This is a genomic window from Devosia sp. (genome assembly GCF_035944845.1).
Classification (GTDB): Bacteria; Pseudomonadota; Alphaproteobacteria; order Rhizobiales; family Devosiaceae; genus Devosia_A.
The window spans coordinates 1-14,427 of record NZ_DASZAW010000055.1 but is presented as its reverse complement, the minus strand read 5'-3'; the positions used below and the strand labels follow the sequence as shown (position 1 = coordinate 14,427).

Here is a 14,427-nt window from a genome sequence, read left to right as displayed (position 1 = left end):
GTGCCACTTGGCGAGCTTGCCCTCTTCCATGGTGGGAGAGAGCGCGGGCATGGTGATGTTGATGCTCATGGTGCCTTACTCGCCGATATCTTCGTTCCAGAGTTGCGGATGCTTCTCGATGAAATCCGCCATCATGTGCTCACAGCGCTGCTCGTGGTAATCCACCACGTCAACGCCGGCCAGTGACAGGACATCCTGGAAGCCTTTGAAATTCTTCGACTCTGCGACGACCACGCGGGCAATGCCGAACTGGATGATGGTGCCGGTGCACATCATGCAGGGGCTGAGCGTGGTGTAGCAGGTCACATCCTTGTAGGTGCGCTGCCGGCCGGCGTTCTGGATCGCATCCATTTCGCCATGCAGGATCGGATCGCCCTTCTGCACGCGACGGTTATGGCCACGGCCGATGATCTCGCCATTGCGCACCAGCACCGAGCCAATCGGGATACCGCCCTCCGAGAGGCCCAGCTGGGCCTCCTCGTAGGCTGCGTCGAGGAACTTCCGATCGAGCTCTGCCTGCGCAACCATCAGGGTCAGCTCCTGTAGGTCACAGCGTTCACCGCCGCGATGACCTCGTCGACGCTCGGCAAGGCCAGCTTCTCGAGGTTGGCGGCGTAGGGCATCGGAACATCCTTGCCGGTAACGCGGGTCGGCGGGGCGTCGAGATAGTCGAACGCCTCGGAGGTGACGACGGCCGAGAGCTCGGCGCCGATGCCACCCTGCGGCCAGCCTTCCTCGACGGTGACGAGGCGACCGGTCTTTTTCACCGACTCGATCACCGTCTTGGTGTCCATCGGACGGAGGGTCCTGAGGTCGATCAGTTCGACATCGACGCCGGAGGCGACCAGCTTCTCGGTGGCCTGGGTGGCGTAGCGCATGCCCATCGAGAACGAGACGATGGTGACGTCCTTGCCCTGCCGGGCGATACGGGCCTTGCCGATCGGCAGCACGTAGTCGTCAACCTTGGGCACGAGGCCGGTCGAACCGTAGAGGATTTCGTTCTCGAGGAAGACGATCGGGTTGTTGGAGCGGATCGCTGCCTTGAGCAGGCCCTTGGCGTCGGCGGCGCTATAAGGCGCGACGACATAGAGGCCGGGCACGTGGCTATACCAGGCCGAATAGTCCTGGCTGTGCTGCGCGCCGACGCGGGCGGCAGCGCCGTTCGGGCCACGGAAGACGATCGGCGCCGTGACCTGGCCGCCGGACATGTAGAGCTGCTTGGCGGCCGAGTTGATGATCTGGTCGATCGCCTGCATGGCAAAATTCCAGGTCATGAACTCGACGATCGGCCGGAGGCCGGCGAACGCCGCGCCGACCGCGAGGCCGGCAAAGCCGTGCTCGGTAATCGGGGTATCGACGACGCGCTGCGGACCGAATTCCTGCAACAGGTTCTGGCTGATCTTGTAGGCGCCCTGATACTCGGCCACTTCCTCGCCCATGAGGAAGATGTCCTTGTCGCGGCGCATCTCTTCGGCCATTGCCTCGTTCAACGCCTGGCGGACGGTCATTTCGACCATCTCGACGCCTTCAGGCAGATCGGGATCAGAGGCAGCCTCGAGGATGGCGACCGGCGGCACGCCGGCAGGCGCCGCCGGTACAGTATCGGTCGACTCGAGTTTGACCGGCGCCACATCGATCGGCTTCATCTGCGCGGCCTGCGGGCCGCTGTCGCCTTCATTCTCACCCTCGTCGAGCACCAGGGCGATCGGCTCGTTCACCTTAACGCCTTCGGTGCCTTCGGGGACGATGATCTTCCTGACCACGCCGCTATCGACGCTCTCGACTTCCATGGTCGCCTTGTCGGTTTCGATCTCGGCCAATACGTCACCGGGCTTTACCGTGTCGCCTTCCTTGACCAGCCATTTCGACAGTTTCCCCTCTTCCATGGTCGGCGAGAGGGCGGGCATCAGGATCGTGGGCATTCAGCTCTCCAGACTGGAGGATGGGTTGGCGAGGACAGCTTGGTCCTCATGTGTATTGTTCTGCCGCTCGGTGGCGAGCAGGACGCCGGCAGCGGCGCCGGCGATCACCGCCAGCATGAAGACCAGAAAGGCCATCCGGTAGCGCCGGATATGCGGCTCGACCCCGGCACCAGCCGCGGCGCGAATCTCGCCGAAGCGCCAGCCGCCCAAGGCGAACCAGCTCTTCCACCGGTGACCGGCCGGTGTCAGCGCCACGATCTGCAGCCCCGCCATCAGCGCCACCAGCCAGGCGCCGGCTGCGGCGACGACAACCACAGCGATGAGCGCGCCGGCCATCGGATGCGCCTCATGCCGCGTAGATATCGGTCCAGAGCTCCGAAGCCGCCGGCTCCGGATCGGAGGTGGCGAAATCGGCCGCTTCGGTGACGATGGCGCGGATTTCGGTTTCGAGTTCCTTGAGGCTTTCCTCGGTGCCGTAGCGCTTCTCGAGGATGCGCTGCTTCACCTGCTCGATCGGATCGTGCTCGGCGCGCATGGTCGAGACCTCGTCCTTGGAACGATACTTCGCCGGATCCGACATCGAGTGGCCGCGATAGCGATAGGTCAGCATCTCGAGGATGTAGGGGCCCTTGCCCGAGCGCGCATGCTCGATGGCGCGCTTGGCGGCGTCATAGGTCATCCGCACGTCCATGCCGTCGACCTGCTCGCCCTCGATGCCGAAGGAAATGCCGCGCTTCGAAAAATCCGGCTGGCCGGAGGCACGCTCGACCGAGGTGCCCATGCCGTAGCGGTTGTTCTCGACGATGTAGACGGCCGGCAGGTTCCAGAGCTTGGCCATGTTGAAGCTCTCGTAGACCTGGCCCTGGTTGGCCGCGCCGTCGCCGAAATAGGAAATCGAAACGGTGTTGTCGCCACGATACTTGCTGGCAAACGCGAGACCAGTGCCGAGCGACACCTGGGCGCCGACAATGCCGTTGCCGCCATAGAAGCGGTGCTCATTGGAGAACATGTGCATCGAGCCGCCCTTGCCCTTCGACAGGCCGCCCTGGCGGCCGGTCAGCTCGGCCATGACGCCCTTGGGGTCGAGGCCCATGACCAGCATGTGGCCATGGTCGCGGTAGCCGGTGATCTGGGCGTCCTTGCCCTTTTTCGACGCCATGGTGACGCCGGTGACCACGGCTTCCTGGCCGATATAGAGGTGGCAGAAGCCGCCGATCAGGCCCATGCCGTACATCTGGCCGGCCTTCTCCTCGAAGCGGCGGATGAGCAGCATTTCGCGGTAGGCGGCGAGTTCCTGTTCCTTGGTGAGTTCGGGGACGTTGGACTGGGCCGTTTTGGCCGCCGCTTTACGCGCCATGGGCGAGAGCTCCGGAATATGGATATGCCGCTTCGTTGTCGCACGGCGGAAGGCCGCGAACCGGCAGAGCTTAGCGCAATAATGTGACGGAGGCGAATCCGCGTCGCGTATGAAGAAACGACGCTATCAGTCTATGCCGTCTTCGATAATTCCGCTTAACTGATCTGTAGTTGACGCAGCAGATGAACTTGAAAGCGGTTTACCGTTTGCCGGATTGACCATCACAACGATATCGTCGGGCTGGGCCATCGAGAGCAGCGCCCGCGCGCGCTCGGACACCAGGTCCGGGTCCATCCGAGTGGTCTGGAACAGATCGATCCGGTGGCGGAACGAGTCGATCTCGGCCTGTAGCGCCCCGGACTTGGCGTTCAGCTCATCGATCTCGGCCTCGAGCACATCCTGGCTCTCGATGCCGAACTGCCCGGTGACCACACTGTAGCCGAGATAGCCCTGAAAGGCGATCAACCCCAGCGCGAGGGCGACGTGACGCCAGAAGGCGGGGCGTTTCAAACGAGTGGGCATGGACGAGCTTCGCCTTGTTCGATTGCAGGCTTTATAGTTCACCGCGGCTTAACGGGTGGTTGCGGGGTGCAGACTGAGAGAGACGGCCCCCTCCCGGCCTCCCCCATAAAGGGGGAGGTGCTCCGCCGGTGTGCTTGGCACGATCGAGACACAAGCTCGACTCTTCACCTCCCCCTTTATGGGGGAGGCCGGGAGGGGGCCGTCTCTATCAGTAGGCCTTACCAAGCCTCGACCACAATCTCCGGCCATACGCCCCGTGCCCGCTCCGCCTTCTTCTCATGTGTCGCGCGATTGTTCATCCGCCGGTTCGGCACGAGGCGGAAGCTGAACAGGTCGTCGAGACCGAAGGGGGTGTAGAGCTCGATCTCCCCTTTGCCATCCAGACGCGCACCGACCGCGTGGGTAAGCGACGCAAAACGATCGATGGCTTCGCGCGACGAGTTCAGCGCCGGATAGGCTTCGCCGAAGCGTTCGGGATACCAGAGGTGCACGCGGGCCTGGTTGCGCAACTGCACCGGCAATGGCAGGCCAGCGAAGATCCGGTCAGCGGCCTTGATGGCGCGGTCCTCCGCCTCATAGCTCAGGTCGGACGCGTCGAAGTAAAACAGGTCGATGTCGTTGATACCGGTGAGCGGCGACCGCCCGGTCAGATGGTTCCAGACCGTGTTGTAGATGGCGCCCGAGACCAACCAGCTGTCGGGCAGGCCCAGCGCCGGCAATCGCTCCAGCACATCGGTCAGCAGTGGCGTGGCGCGGATGATAGCGCGCAGTGCCTCAGCCTGGGCGGCGTCGGGCTGGCCCGCAAATCTGAGGTGGTTGGTCATCACGAGACGGTAGCTGATTCAGCTACCGTCGCGTGTCAGGGTTTTGGCTCAGGCCTTCAGAATGCTGCGGCCGGCATACTTGGCCGAGGTGCCGAGCTGCTCTTCGATACGGATCAGCTGGTTGTACTTGGCCAGCCGGTCGGATCGGCTGAGCGAGCCGGTCTTGATCTGCCCGCAATTGCAGGCGACCGCGAGGTCCGAAATGGTCGAATCTTCGGTTTCGCCCGAGCGGTGCGACATCACCGAGGTATAGGCAGCGCGGTGCGCGGTATCGACGGCGTCGAGGGTTTCGGACAGCGAGCCGATCTGGTTCACCTTGACGAGGATCGAGTTGGCGACCCCCATCTTGATGCCGGAGCGGAGTCGCTCCGTGTTGGTGACGAACAGATCGTCGCCGACCAACTGCACCTTCTTGCCAAGCAGGTCAGTGAGCGCCTTCCAACCCTCCCAATCGTCCTCGGCCATGCCGTCTTCGATGGTGATGATCGGGAACTTGTCGACCAGGCCGGCGAGGAACTTGGCGTTGTCCTCGGACGACAGCGTCTTGCCCTCCCCTTCCATGGCGTACTTGCCGCCCTTGAAGTACTCGGTCGAGGCGCAGTCGAGGCCGAGATAAACATCCTTGCCGGCGGCATAGCCAGCCTTCTCGATCGACTTGACGATGTACTCGAGCGCTGCTTCGGCGGACTTGAGGTTCGGCGCGAAGCCGCCTTCGTCACCGACATTGGTGTTGTGGCCGTCGGCCGCGAGACCCTTCTTCAGGGTGTGGAAGATTTCCGAGCCGATCTGCACCGCATGCGCCATGCTCTCGGCGCCGACCGGCAGGATCATGAACTCCTGCATGTCGATCGGGTTGTCGGCATGGGCGCCGCCATTGATGATGTTCATCATCGGCACCGGCAGCACATGGGCGTTGGGGCCACCGACATAGCGGTAGAGCGGCAACTCGCTCGATTCGGCGGCGGCCTTGGCGACGGCCAGCGACACACCGAGAATGGCGTTGGCGCCCAGCCGCGACTTGTTCGGCGTGCCATCGAGCTCGATCAGGGCGCGATCGACGCCGATCTGGTCGAGCGCGTCGAGGCCCTGGATCTCGGCGAATATCTCGGTGTTGACGAAATCGACGGCCTTGGTGACGCCCTTACCGAGGAACGGCTTGCCGCCATCGCGGAGTTCCACGGCCTCGTGAGCGCCGGTCGACGCGCCCGAGGGCACCATGGCGCGGCCGAAGCTGCCGTCATCGAGCACCACGTCCACCTCGACGGTCGGATTGCCGCGGCTGTCGAAGACCTGCCGGCCGGTGATGTCGATGATGGTAGACATGTGCGTGACCCCTTATCCGTGCAATCGATTGCTCGGCCCTTGTTAGAGAAGCGACATGACACAGTGAAGGGGGACAGGGAGAAAATTTCGCTGCCCCCTGCCCGCAAAGCCTTCATTGCTGGTTCTGCGGCAGCCCGTCGGCGATGTCGTAGTAGTCGCCCTTGTCGGCGACGAAGATGTGCATGGCGAGATGCGTGTTCGTGGGGGTGTCGAACGCGCCCATGTAGATGCCGATGCGCTTGTGGTGGATCGGATCGAAGAACAGCGACGAACCGCACAACGTACAAAAGCCGCGGCGCACCTTCTCGGATGATTGATACCAGCCGACCTTCTCCTCGCCGAAGACAACAAGGTCGGCCTTCAGCACATCGGTGCCGGCCTCGTAGTGTCCGGTATGCTTGCGGCACTTGGTGCAATGGCAGGCGGTGGGCGGTGTCAGATCGCCCGCAACCTCGAAGCGGACCGCTCCGCAAAGACATGAACCCCTATGCATGGCCGCTCCTTCCGGGTTTCCGGCAGGATAGCCGGGACCGCCCGCGTGGAGAAGGCTCAGCCTTCCGCCGCCCGTCTCGCCGCGACGAACGCCACGCCATTCGGCAGCCGGCCGGTCGTCGGGCTCTGCTCATCGAGCACCCGCCAGAACGGGGTGATGGCCTCGATGGGCAGGCCGGCGGCATAGGCCTCGAGGGCCGCCTCGGCCACGGTTCGAAGGTGATAGCCGGTGTAGATCGGACAGGTGATTTCGGCATGGTGGCGCTCGGCAAGTTGCCGGCGCATGGCCATGATGTCGACGGTATCGCCGGGCGGGATCGACGCCATGAAATCGGCAATCATCCGAGCCGTGGGGACCAGCATGATCTGGCCGGCCCGCATGCCGGCGATAGTGACGGGAGCGGGCTTCACCACTGGCGCGGCCGGGGCATTGAGCTTGTCGGTCCAGGACTTGGCCATGATCACACCAGCGGCAGGTAGAGGATGGTCAACAGTTCGGAGGGCGCGGTGTCGCGGGGGCTGTTGAGATACTCTTCCAGCACCGGCGCATCGGCGAGGTCGCGGCCGGACTGCGGCAGCCAGGTGCCGAACAGCCAGTTGTACTCGGCCCGCATATCGGCATACGGCCCCTTGTGGCGGAGCACGGCATAGTCGCCGGCGCGCGTTTCGACGATCGAGACACCTGCCGCCTTCTCACTGAGCGTCGCGGCAGCCATTGAACGAAGCGAGTCGACCGGCTTGGCGCTGGGGTCATCTCCGTAAACCCCGAACATCCGGGTGTGCTGGTCGACAAGGCCCGCCGTACCGAGGCGCCCGAACAGCCGGTCGAACGCCATGCCGATGTTCATGTAGTCCCCGACATGCGGTTCGGTGGCGATGGTCATGGCGGGGACATGCCGCACCTCCACGTCGTAATGGGATGTGGGGGCACCGTTCTGTGCCGGATTGAAGGCCGTATGGCTGCCCTCGCGGCGATAGCGGGCCGGAGGCATGCCATAGGCCTCGGCGAAGATGCGGGTGAAAGACTGGACGTTGTCATAACCGGAGCGCCGGGCGATCGCCTCGACCGACGCCTCCGAGTTGGCCAGTTCGTTGGCAGCGCGCATCAGGCGCAGGCGGCGTACTGCGGCGGCGGCAGTCTCGCCGCGCATCGCCGAGTAGACCCGGTGCCAGTGCCAGGGCGACATGGCCGCCACATCGGCGAGGCGCTCGAGATCGAGCGGCTCGTCGAGATGCTCGTAGATGTAGGCGGTGACGCGATTGATGCGGTCTTCGTAGCTCTGGGTCATGGCTTACCTCGTGATGAGCCCCGACATGCCACGAGCCGATTTCACTAGTCTTGCGGACTTGCCACCTTGCCGTTGTCGATCAGCCAGCTGACAGCCTCCTGCACGGCCTCGAGCGAGGAATAGCGTGGGCTGTAGCCGAGCAGGCGCCGAGCCTTCTCCGAGGAATGACTGGGGCTGCGCGCGATATGCTCCCAGGTGGCATTGGCCTCGTCCGGGTCCTGCCCAAGCTTCCACTGCTCGAACGGCAGGTAGCTGAGCTTCGGCTCCTGGCCGAACCAGCGGTACATTGCCTCGGCATAGCCGCGCAGGTTGATGGCTTGCGGCGAGACTGCGTTGAACGCTTCGCCCACCGCAGTCGAGCGGTTGGCGATGATCGCCATGATCAGCCGCGCCAGGTCGTCGGCGTGCACGTGGTGGACGGTCTCGAGCCCGAAGTTCGGCAGCGCCAGTTCTTCGCCGCGCGCAATCCTGGAGAACACCTCGGCGTTGAAATGTCCGGCCGGATTCAGCGGCGCCCAACCCGGACCGACAATGTGACCGGGACGGAAGACGGTGGCGGGGAAGCCGCGGCGGCGGGCTTCGTCGAGCAGGTAGGTCTCGATCGCCGCCTTCTGCGTGCCGTACTCGCCGAAAGGGTTGAGCGGCTGATCTTCGGTCGCCGGCACCGCAGTGTTGTGGCCGTAGACCCAGATGGTGCCGCAATGGATGAAGTGCTGCACCCTGCCGCGCAGCGCCTCCACCAGTTGCTGGGCCCGTGGCAGGACAAAGCAGATCATGTCGATGACGATGTCGGCTTCGAGCGCAGCGATGGCGGCGCCGAAGCTGCCCTCATGTTCGGCGGCGTCGCGATCGATGAGCACAGTCTCTACCCTGCCCCAGGCGGCATTCGGCGCGTAAGGCTTGCGTTGGCCGCGGGTGACGTTGACGACCTGGTGCCCCGCATCGACCAGGCGCGGCACGAGGTATGTGCCGACATGGCCGCTGCCTCCAATGATGACGACCTTGGCCATGACGCTCCTCCACGAACGAAAGGGCGGTGCACATCGCCCCGCCCTCCCAGCATTCTAGCCGCAGCTAAGCCACGGTGGATAGCTGCTTACTTCAGCGTCTCGGCAGTGGTATCGAGCGCTCGCCTAGTCGAGCCCGATGCAGTATAAGCCGCGTCCCCCGGAGCCGGGGTCAATGCAACATCGGGGGCTGAAATGGACGTGCTGCCACTCTCGGCGCTGGGCGAACGCATCATGATCTGCGGGCCATCGAACTCCGGCAAATCCACGCTGGCCGTGGCGCTGGCGAACAAGATCGGAGCCGAGCCGTTCCACGTCGACCTGTTCCGACACCTGCCGAACACCAACTGGGTGCAGCGCCCGGATGACGAGTTCCGCGCCCTGCACGATGCGGCGATCCACAACGAGCGCTGGGTGATGGACGGCAACTATTCGAGCCTGATGCCGCAGAGGCTCGCCCGGGCCACCGGGCTTATCCTGCTCCATGACCACCACTGGGCGAACTTTCGCCGCTACCTGTGGCGCACCCTGTTCCAGAAGGATCGCGTCGGCGCGCTGGCCGGTAACCGCGACAGCCTCAAGTGGGAAATGATCCGGTGGATACTGATCGTCCAACCCACGCGGCGGCAACGCGATCGGGACCGGCTCCGCGCTGTCGGGCTGCCGATGGTCGAAATCGACTCCATGCGCCAGCTCAAGCGGCTCTATGCCGAGTGGGGGCTGGTGCGCTGAGCGGTTGGGGATCCTTGTCGGGGCGCAAGCCCGGTGGCTACCGCCCCCACCCCTGTCCGCTCCCCGTTTCCCCTGAATATGGGGAGGGAGACGCTCCCTCCGACATGGAGGCTATCGCCTCCCTCCCCTTGTTTAGGAGGAGGGATCAAGGGTGGGGGTCGGCTCGCGCCGCCGTTCGTTCTGGGCCAGGCCTTCAGTGCGCGTGGTCGTGGTGATGATCGCCCGCATAGTGCCGGTGCTTCGAGTCGTCGCCAATCCCCGGGTTGAAGCTGTTGGTCGGATCGAGCGCGCGGAAGAAGGCCCGCTGTTCAGGCTGTGAGGCGTAGACGTGGCCGACATTGTGCTCGGCCGGGTACTGCGCGCCGCGCTGGTCGAGCACGGCCAGCATGGCGTCCTTCACTCGATGCGGGTCGGCGCCCTGCTTCAGCACATAGTCCTGATGGAAGACGTGGCAGAGGAAGTGGCCGTAGTAGAGCTTCAGCTCGAGCTGGCTGTCGATCTCCGCCGGCAGGTTCTCATACCAGTCCTGATCGTTGCGACGGAGCGCGATGTCGAGCGCCAACAGGCCGCCCGAGGTCTTCTCGTGCATCAGCGCGTAGCGGATCGCCGCACCGGCGGCGGCGAAGCGGTGGAGGAAGGCTTGCGCGCCTTCCTTGGGCGTGCACCTGAAGTAGGCGCCACGGGCGCCATCGGCGAACATCCGCTGCAGCAGCGCTTCGGCTTCGGCGATGCCGTCCCCGGACATGCGCAGCATCAGGTGATGCTCGAAACGATCGCGATAATCGAGCAGACGCCGCGGCAGGTGCTCGGGGAACAGCCGGCTCAGGCCCTGCAGGATGCGATCCGAAAGCTGCTTTGGCAGCAGCGGCAACTTGTTGAGCGTGGCGTCCACCCTGCCCTTCAGGTTGAAGAAGGTCGGCATCACCTCGGTGCCGAAGCGCTGAATGACAAGGAACGTGTCCTTGCCATGGCTGCGGGCCACGTCGAACATATCGCGGTGCATGTACTCACCGGCAACTGGCAGCGCCTCGAGGCTGAGCAACTCGCGGCGCAGTTGGGTCAGCACCGCGACGTCATTCGTGCCGATGTAGAATACCTGCTCGGCGCCCTGCTTTTCAAACGTGTCGAGCCGCACGGCAAACACCGCCACCTTACCGGCGCTGCCGGCCGCTTCGTGCAGCCGGCGTGGATCGGCGTTGAAGCGCGCAGCCGAGGGCTCATCGATCTGACGCACCCGCTGGGCGTACTCACTGTCCGAGGCGAGCCCGACATTGTGCAGTACGTCCTCGGCGGCGTAGTCGCCCGCCTGCAGCCGACCGAGGATTTCCTCGGGGGTGCTGCCGAGCTCGATGCCGAGATGGTTGACCAACTCGAGCCGGCCGTCGGCGCCGATCCGGGCGAACAGCGACAACTCGGTATAGGCCGGCCCGCGGTGCACCAGCGAACCGCCCGAGTTGTTGCAAACGCCGCCGACGATCGAGGCGCCGAGACAGGACGAGCCGATCACTGAATGCGGCAGTCGGCCGATCGGCTTCAGCAGTTTCTCGAGCTTGTCGAGCGTGCTGCCGGGGAAGCTGACGATCTGCTTGCCGCCATCGAGCAACTGGATATCGGCCAGGCGCAGCGTGTTCACCACGACGACCGGGCGATCGTAGTGCCCGCTGGGGGTCGAACCCTCGGTGAGCCCGGTATTGGCGGCCTGCATGATGACGATGGCGTCATGCCGGACGGTTGCCTCCAGGACCCGCCACAGCTCCAGCAGCGTGCCGGGCTTTGCGACGGCAACCGCGTCACCCTCGCCGGAGCGAAAGCCGCGACGGTAGCGCTCAGTCTGCCGATCGCCGGTTATGAGGTGGCGGGGCCCGACGGCGGCGCGGAGATCGTCGATCAGGTTTGGTATGGGCACGTCAGGTCGTCTTCTGTTTCACCATGCCGAGGCGGATGACGCTGTCTGCGGTGGCAAGGATCGAATCCTTGGCGGAAATGAACTTGCGGCCCAACAGTTTCTCACCTTTCGAGCCATCGAAAACCTTCTCATTGCCGATGTCGTTGATGATCTGGCGTGCCGGCCCACCGAACGCCGCGATCACCTTGATGATCCAGTCGGGCACGGTCTTGCTGGTGACGTTCCATTCCGGGTGAGCGGCGCGGAGGATGTTCCCCACCTCGGGGAACGGTACGTACTCGGCGGTGGCAAGGTAGCGCTGGCCGATGGTCTCGGGGTTGTCGAGGGCCGCGAGATGCAGCGCCACCACGTCGCGCACATCGATAATCGAGAAGCCGTTGGACGGCATGGCGGGCGTCGAGCCGTTCAGCAGGCCCGAGACCAACTGCAGCGAGATGCTCGCATCCTTGTCGAGCGCCGGGCCGATGATGGCGCCCGGATGCACCGTCGTGAGCCCGATGCCGTGTTCCTTGGCAAAGGCCCAGGCGAACTGCTCCGCCTTGGTCTTGCCGATGCAATAGGCCCAGGTCCAGCGCATGTTGTCGAGGTTGGTGAAGTAGGTCTCGTCATAGACCCGCCGGCCGCTGGTCTGGCCATGGCCATAGCCGACCGTGGCGATCGACGAGGTCATGATGATGCGCTTGATGCCGGCGGCGTTGGCGAAGCGGAACACCCGCTGGGTGCCCTCGAGTGCCGGGCGGATGACGAGGCTCTGGTCCTTGGGTTCATCGGCCCGGATGGCAGTGGCGATGTGCATGACCGTCGCCACGCCCTGCATGGCCTCCGTCCAGCCCCTGTCGTCGAGGAGGTCGGCTTCGACCAGTTCCAACCGGTCGAGGGCGCCCTGCCCGAGTGCCGCGCCCAGCGTCGCCCGAACCTCCTCCGAGCGCCCCAGCGAGCGCACCGTGCCGCGAACGCGATGCCCGGCCTTCAGCAGTTCCAGCACCGCCCATTTGCCGACGAAACCGGTCGCACCGGTCACGAGGATGAGGCCCTGATCCGACATTCCACTCTCCCCAAACGAGTCTCGCCATTACGGCGTCGATTACATTCCCCGGTCAAACGAAAAGGCGGCCCGGACAAGCCGGACCGCCTCTGAACCTTACCGATAACCTCGGGCTTACGCCGCGGCGGCTTCGTCGTCGGTCTCGCGTGCCTCGACCGGACCGGAGTCGAGGCCCTTGGCATCGACGTCACGGTCGACCAGCTCGATCACCGCGAGAGCGGCGTTGTCGCCGTAGCGGAAGCCGGCCTTGAGGATCCGGATGTAGCCGCCGTTACGATCCTTGTAGCGCGGGCCGATGGTGGCGAAGAGCTTCTGCACCTGGGTCTCATCGCGCATCTGGGCGATGGCCTGGCGGCGCGCATGCAGGTCGCCGCGCTTGCCCAGCGTGATCAGCTTCTCGACGATCGGACGCAGTTCCTTGGCCTTAGGCAAGGTGGTCACGATCTGCTCGTGCTTGATCAGCGATGCCGACATGTTGGCGAACATGGCCTTGCGATGAGCAGAGGTCCGGTTGAGCTTACGGTTCGAATTACCGTGGCGCATTTTGTTACTCCCTAAGGCCCGGGCGTCTCACGACGGGCGGTTAGCGGCTGTTTGTGTTGGCCGGCTTAATAATGATCTTCGTAGCGCTTGGCCAGATCGTCGATGTTCTCAGGCGGCCAGTTCGGCACATCCATCCCGAGGTGCAGGCCCATCTGAGCCAGCACTTCCTTGATCTCGTTGAGCGACTTGCGGCCGAAGTTCGGCGTGCGCAGCATCTCGGCTTCGGTCTTCTGGATGAGATCGCCGATATAGACGATGTTGTCGTTCTTCAGGCAGTTCGCCGAACGGACGCTGAGCTCGAGCTCGTCGACCTTCTTGAGCAGCGCCGGGTTGAAGGCGAGTTCCGGGACAGTGTCCGCGGTCTTCTCCTTGGTGGGCTCTTCGAAGTTGACGAACACCGACAGCTGGTCCTGCAGGATCCGCGCGGCGTAAGCCACGGCGTCTTCCGGCGAGATGGCGCCATTGGTTTCGACGGTCAGGGTCAGCTTGTCCTTGTCGAGGCTCTCGCCGGCGCGCGTCGCATCAACCTTGTAGGAGACGCGGCGGACCGGGGAGAACAGCGCGTCGACCGGGATATAGCCGATCGGAGCGTCGTCGGGACGGTTCTTGTCGGCCGGCACGTAGCCCTTGCCGGTGTTGACGGTGAACTCGATGTTGATCTCGGCGCCATCGTCGAGGTGGCAGATCACCAGCTCGGGGTTCAGCACTTCGATGTCACCGGAGACCTTGATGTCGCCGGCAACGACCGCACCCGGGCCCTGCTTGGTGAGGGTCAGACGCTTCGGACCTTCGCCACCCATCTTGAGGGCGATTTCCTTGACGTTGAGCACGAGGTCGGTAATGTCTTCACGCACGCCGGGAAGCGACGAGAATTCGTGCAGGATACCGTCAATCTGGATCGCGGTAACGGCCGCGCCCTGGAGCGACGACAGCAGCACGCGACGCAGAGCGTTGCCGAGCGTCAGGCCGTAGCCGCGCTCAAGCGGCTCCGCCACGACCGAAGCCGTGCGCACGCTGTCGCTGCCCGAAACGATGTCCAGTTTGGTCGGCTTGATGAGTTCCTGCCAGTTCCGCTGGATGGTCACGGTGGTGTCCTTTCAAATTGGCGGTCCGCCTGACCGCCTGTCCGCTATGCAATGTACCTATCCCGGCGCGAGGGGCGCGCCGGGAGATCAACCGTAACGGAGGTCAGACGCGGCGACGCTTGCGCGGCCGGCAACCATTGTGCGGGATCGAGGTAACATCGCGAATGCTGGTGACGTTGAAGCCAGCAGCCTGCAGCGCGCGAAGCGCCGATTCACGGCCCGAACCAGGACCGCGCACTTCGACCTCGAGGGTCTTCATGCCGTGTTCCTGGGCCTTCTTGGCCGCGTCTTCAGCCGCAACCTGGGCGGCATACGGGGTCGACTTGCGCGAACCCTTGAAACCCATCACGCCCGAGGACGACCAGGAGATGGTGTTGCCC

Annotated in this window: 17 protein-coding genes; 1 reads left to right on the top strand and 16 read right to left on the bottom strand. The window is 64.3% G+C overall.

The window, feature by feature from the left end; translation table 11 throughout:
- Window positions 1-75: 75 nt before the first annotated feature.
- The 11 genes from VGV07_RS09570 to VGV07_RS09520 all read right to left on the bottom strand — a co-directional run bounded on the left by VGV07_RS09570 (window position 76) and on the right by VGV07_RS09520 (window position 8,739).
- On the bottom strand, window positions 76-528 hold the full coding sequence (locus tag VGV07_RS09570) for a nucleoside deaminase (protein ID WP_326868474.1): 453 nt from the start codon (window positions 526-528) through the stop codon (window positions 76-78).
- Window positions 529-533: 5 nt separating this feature from the next.
- Window positions 534-1,922: a pyruvate dehydrogenase complex E1 component subunit beta gene (locus tag VGV07_RS09565; protein WP_326868473.1), complete on the bottom strand. Its 1,389-nt coding sequence runs from the start codon at window positions 1,920-1,922 to the stop codon at window positions 534-536.
- Window positions 1,923-2,258, bottom strand: coding sequence for a hypothetical protein (locus VGV07_RS09560; RefSeq protein ID WP_326868472.1), 336 nt, complete (start codon window positions 2,256-2,258; stop codon window positions 1,923-1,925). It lies immediately after the preceding gene.
- A gap of 10 nt (window positions 2,259-2,268) precedes the next feature.
- Window positions 2,269-3,279 (bottom strand): pyruvate dehydrogenase (acetyl-transferring) E1 component subunit alpha, encoded by a 1,011-nt coding sequence (gene pdhA / locus VGV07_RS09555; RefSeq protein WP_326868471.1) that lies wholly within the window; start codon window positions 3,277-3,279, stop codon window positions 2,269-2,271.
- A 126-nt stretch (window positions 3,280-3,405) separates the two neighbouring features.
- Window positions 3,406-3,801: an FtsB family cell division protein gene (locus VGV07_RS09550; RefSeq protein ID WP_326868470.1), complete on the bottom strand. Its 396-nt coding sequence runs from the start codon at window positions 3,799-3,801 to the stop codon at window positions 3,406-3,408.
- Between the two features lie 218 nt (window positions 3,802-4,019).
- Window positions 4,020-4,625, bottom strand: a complete 606-nt coding sequence (locus tag VGV07_RS09545) for a nucleotidyltransferase family protein (protein ID WP_326868469.1) — start codon at window positions 4,623-4,625, stop codon at window positions 4,020-4,022.
- 48 nt (window positions 4,626-4,673) lie between these two features.
- Window positions 4,674-5,948: a phosphopyruvate hydratase gene (gene eno / locus VGV07_RS09540; protein WP_326868468.1), complete on the bottom strand. Its 1,275-nt coding sequence runs from the start codon at window positions 5,946-5,948 to the stop codon at window positions 4,674-4,676.
- A 112-nt stretch (window positions 5,949-6,060) separates the two neighbouring features.
- Window positions 6,061-6,441: a GFA family protein gene (locus VGV07_RS09535; protein WP_326868467.1), complete on the bottom strand. Its 381-nt coding sequence runs from the start codon at window positions 6,439-6,441 to the stop codon at window positions 6,061-6,063.
- 56 nt (window positions 6,442-6,497) lie between these two features.
- Window positions 6,498-6,899 carry a hypothetical protein gene (locus tag VGV07_RS09530; protein ID WP_326868466.1) on the bottom strand — a complete coding sequence of 134 codons (402 nt, stop codon included), beginning with the start codon at window positions 6,897-6,899 and terminating at the stop codon, window positions 6,498-6,500.
- A gap of 2 nt (window positions 6,900-6,901) precedes the next feature.
- On the bottom strand, window positions 6,902-7,729 hold the full coding sequence (locus tag VGV07_RS09525; protein WP_326868465.1) for an AraC family transcriptional regulator: 828 nt from the start codon (window positions 7,727-7,729) through the stop codon (window positions 6,902-6,904).
- A 44-nt stretch (window positions 7,730-7,773) separates the two neighbouring features.
- Window positions 7,774-8,739 (bottom strand): NAD-dependent epimerase/dehydratase family protein, encoded by a 966-nt coding sequence (locus VGV07_RS09520; protein WP_326868464.1) that lies wholly within the window; start codon window positions 8,737-8,739, stop codon window positions 7,774-7,776.
- 192 nt (window positions 8,740-8,931) lie between these two features.
- On the opposite strand from VGV07_RS09520, the gene VGV07_RS09515 reads away from it, so the two are divergent.
- Window positions 8,932-9,468, top strand: a complete 537-nt coding sequence (locus VGV07_RS09515; RefSeq protein ID WP_326868462.1) for an AAA family ATPase — start codon at window positions 8,932-8,934, stop codon at window positions 9,466-9,468.
- A 193-nt stretch (window positions 9,469-9,661) separates the two neighbouring features.
- Here VGV07_RS09515 and dld read toward each other — a convergent pair whose 3' ends face one another.
- The 5 genes from dld to rpsK form a co-directional block, all read right to left on the bottom strand.
- Window positions 9,662-11,374, bottom strand: a complete 1,713-nt coding sequence (dld, locus tag VGV07_RS09510; protein ID WP_326868461.1) for a D-lactate dehydrogenase — start codon at window positions 11,372-11,374, stop codon at window positions 9,662-9,664.
- 1 nt (window position 11,375) lies between these two features.
- Window positions 11,376-12,419, bottom strand: a complete 1,044-nt coding sequence (locus tag VGV07_RS09505; protein WP_326868460.1) for an NAD-dependent epimerase/dehydratase family protein — start codon at window positions 12,417-12,419, stop codon at window positions 11,376-11,378.
- 114 nt (window positions 12,420-12,533) lie between these two features.
- The gene (rplQ, locus tag VGV07_RS09500) at window positions 12,534-12,962 is read right to left on the bottom strand and encodes a 50S ribosomal protein L17 (RefSeq protein ID WP_055996351.1); all 429 of its coding nucleotides are present in this window, start codon (window positions 12,960-12,962) and stop codon (window positions 12,534-12,536) included.
- A 65-nt stretch (window positions 12,963-13,027) separates the two neighbouring features.
- The gene (locus VGV07_RS09495) at window positions 13,028-14,047 is read right to left on the bottom strand and encodes a DNA-directed RNA polymerase subunit alpha (RefSeq protein ID WP_326868459.1); all 1,020 of its coding nucleotides are present in this window, start codon (window positions 14,045-14,047) and stop codon (window positions 13,028-13,030) included.
- 103 nt (window positions 14,048-14,150) lie between these two features.
- On the bottom strand, window positions 14,151-14,427 hold a 277-nt coding region (gene rpsK / locus VGV07_RS09490), incomplete at its 5' end, for a 30S ribosomal protein S11 (RefSeq protein WP_326868458.1).

Coding starts and splice junctions, on each gene's coding strand:
- rplQ (WP_055996351.1), bottom strand. CDS start 12,962: ATGCGCCACGGTAATTCGAACCGTAAGCTCAACCGGACCTCTGCTCAT.
- eno (WP_326868468.1), bottom strand. CDS start 5,948: ATGTCTACCATCATCGACATCACCGGCCGGCAGGTCTTCGACAGCCGC.
- VGV07_RS09525 (WP_326868465.1), bottom strand. CDS start 7,729: ATGACCCAGAGCTACGAAGACCGCATCAATCGCGTCACCGCCTACATC.
- VGV07_RS09515 (WP_326868462.1), top strand. CDS start 8,932: ATGGACGTGCTGCCACTCTCGGCGCTGGGCGAACGCATCATGATCTGC.
- VGV07_RS09545 (WP_326868469.1), bottom strand. CDS start 4,625: ATGACCAACCACCTCAGATTTGCGGGCCAGCCCGACGCCGCCCAGGCT.
- VGV07_RS09530 (WP_326868466.1), bottom strand. CDS start 6,899: ATGGCCAAGTCCTGGACCGACAAGCTCAATGCCCCGGCCGCGCCAGTG.
- VGV07_RS09560 (WP_326868472.1), bottom strand. CDS start 2,258: ATGGCCGGCGCGCTCATCGCTGTGGTTGTCGTCGCCGCAGCCGGCGCC.
- pdhA (WP_326868471.1), bottom strand. CDS start 3,279: ATGGCGCGTAAAGCGGCGGCCAAAACGGCCCAGTCCAACGTCCCCGAA.
- VGV07_RS09550 (WP_326868470.1), bottom strand. CDS start 3,801: ATGCCCACTCGTTTGAAACGCCCCGCCTTCTGGCGTCACGTCGCCCTC.
- VGV07_RS09565 (WP_326868473.1), bottom strand. CDS start 1,922: ATGCCCACGATCCTGATGCCCGCCCTCTCGCCGACCATGGAAGAGGGG.
- VGV07_RS09535 (WP_326868467.1), bottom strand. CDS start 6,441: ATGCATAGGGGTTCATGTCTTTGCGGAGCGGTCCGCTTCGAGGTTGCG.
- VGV07_RS09570 (WP_326868474.1), bottom strand. CDS start 528: ATGGTTGCGCAGGCAGAGCTCGATCGGAAGTTCCTCGACGCAGCCTAC.
- VGV07_RS09520 (WP_326868464.1), bottom strand. CDS start 8,739: ATGGCCAAGGTCGTCATCATTGGAGGCAGCGGCCATGTCGGCACATAC.
- VGV07_RS09505 (WP_326868460.1), bottom strand. CDS start 12,419: ATGTCGGATCAGGGCCTCATCCTCGTGACCGGTGCGACCGGTTTCGTC.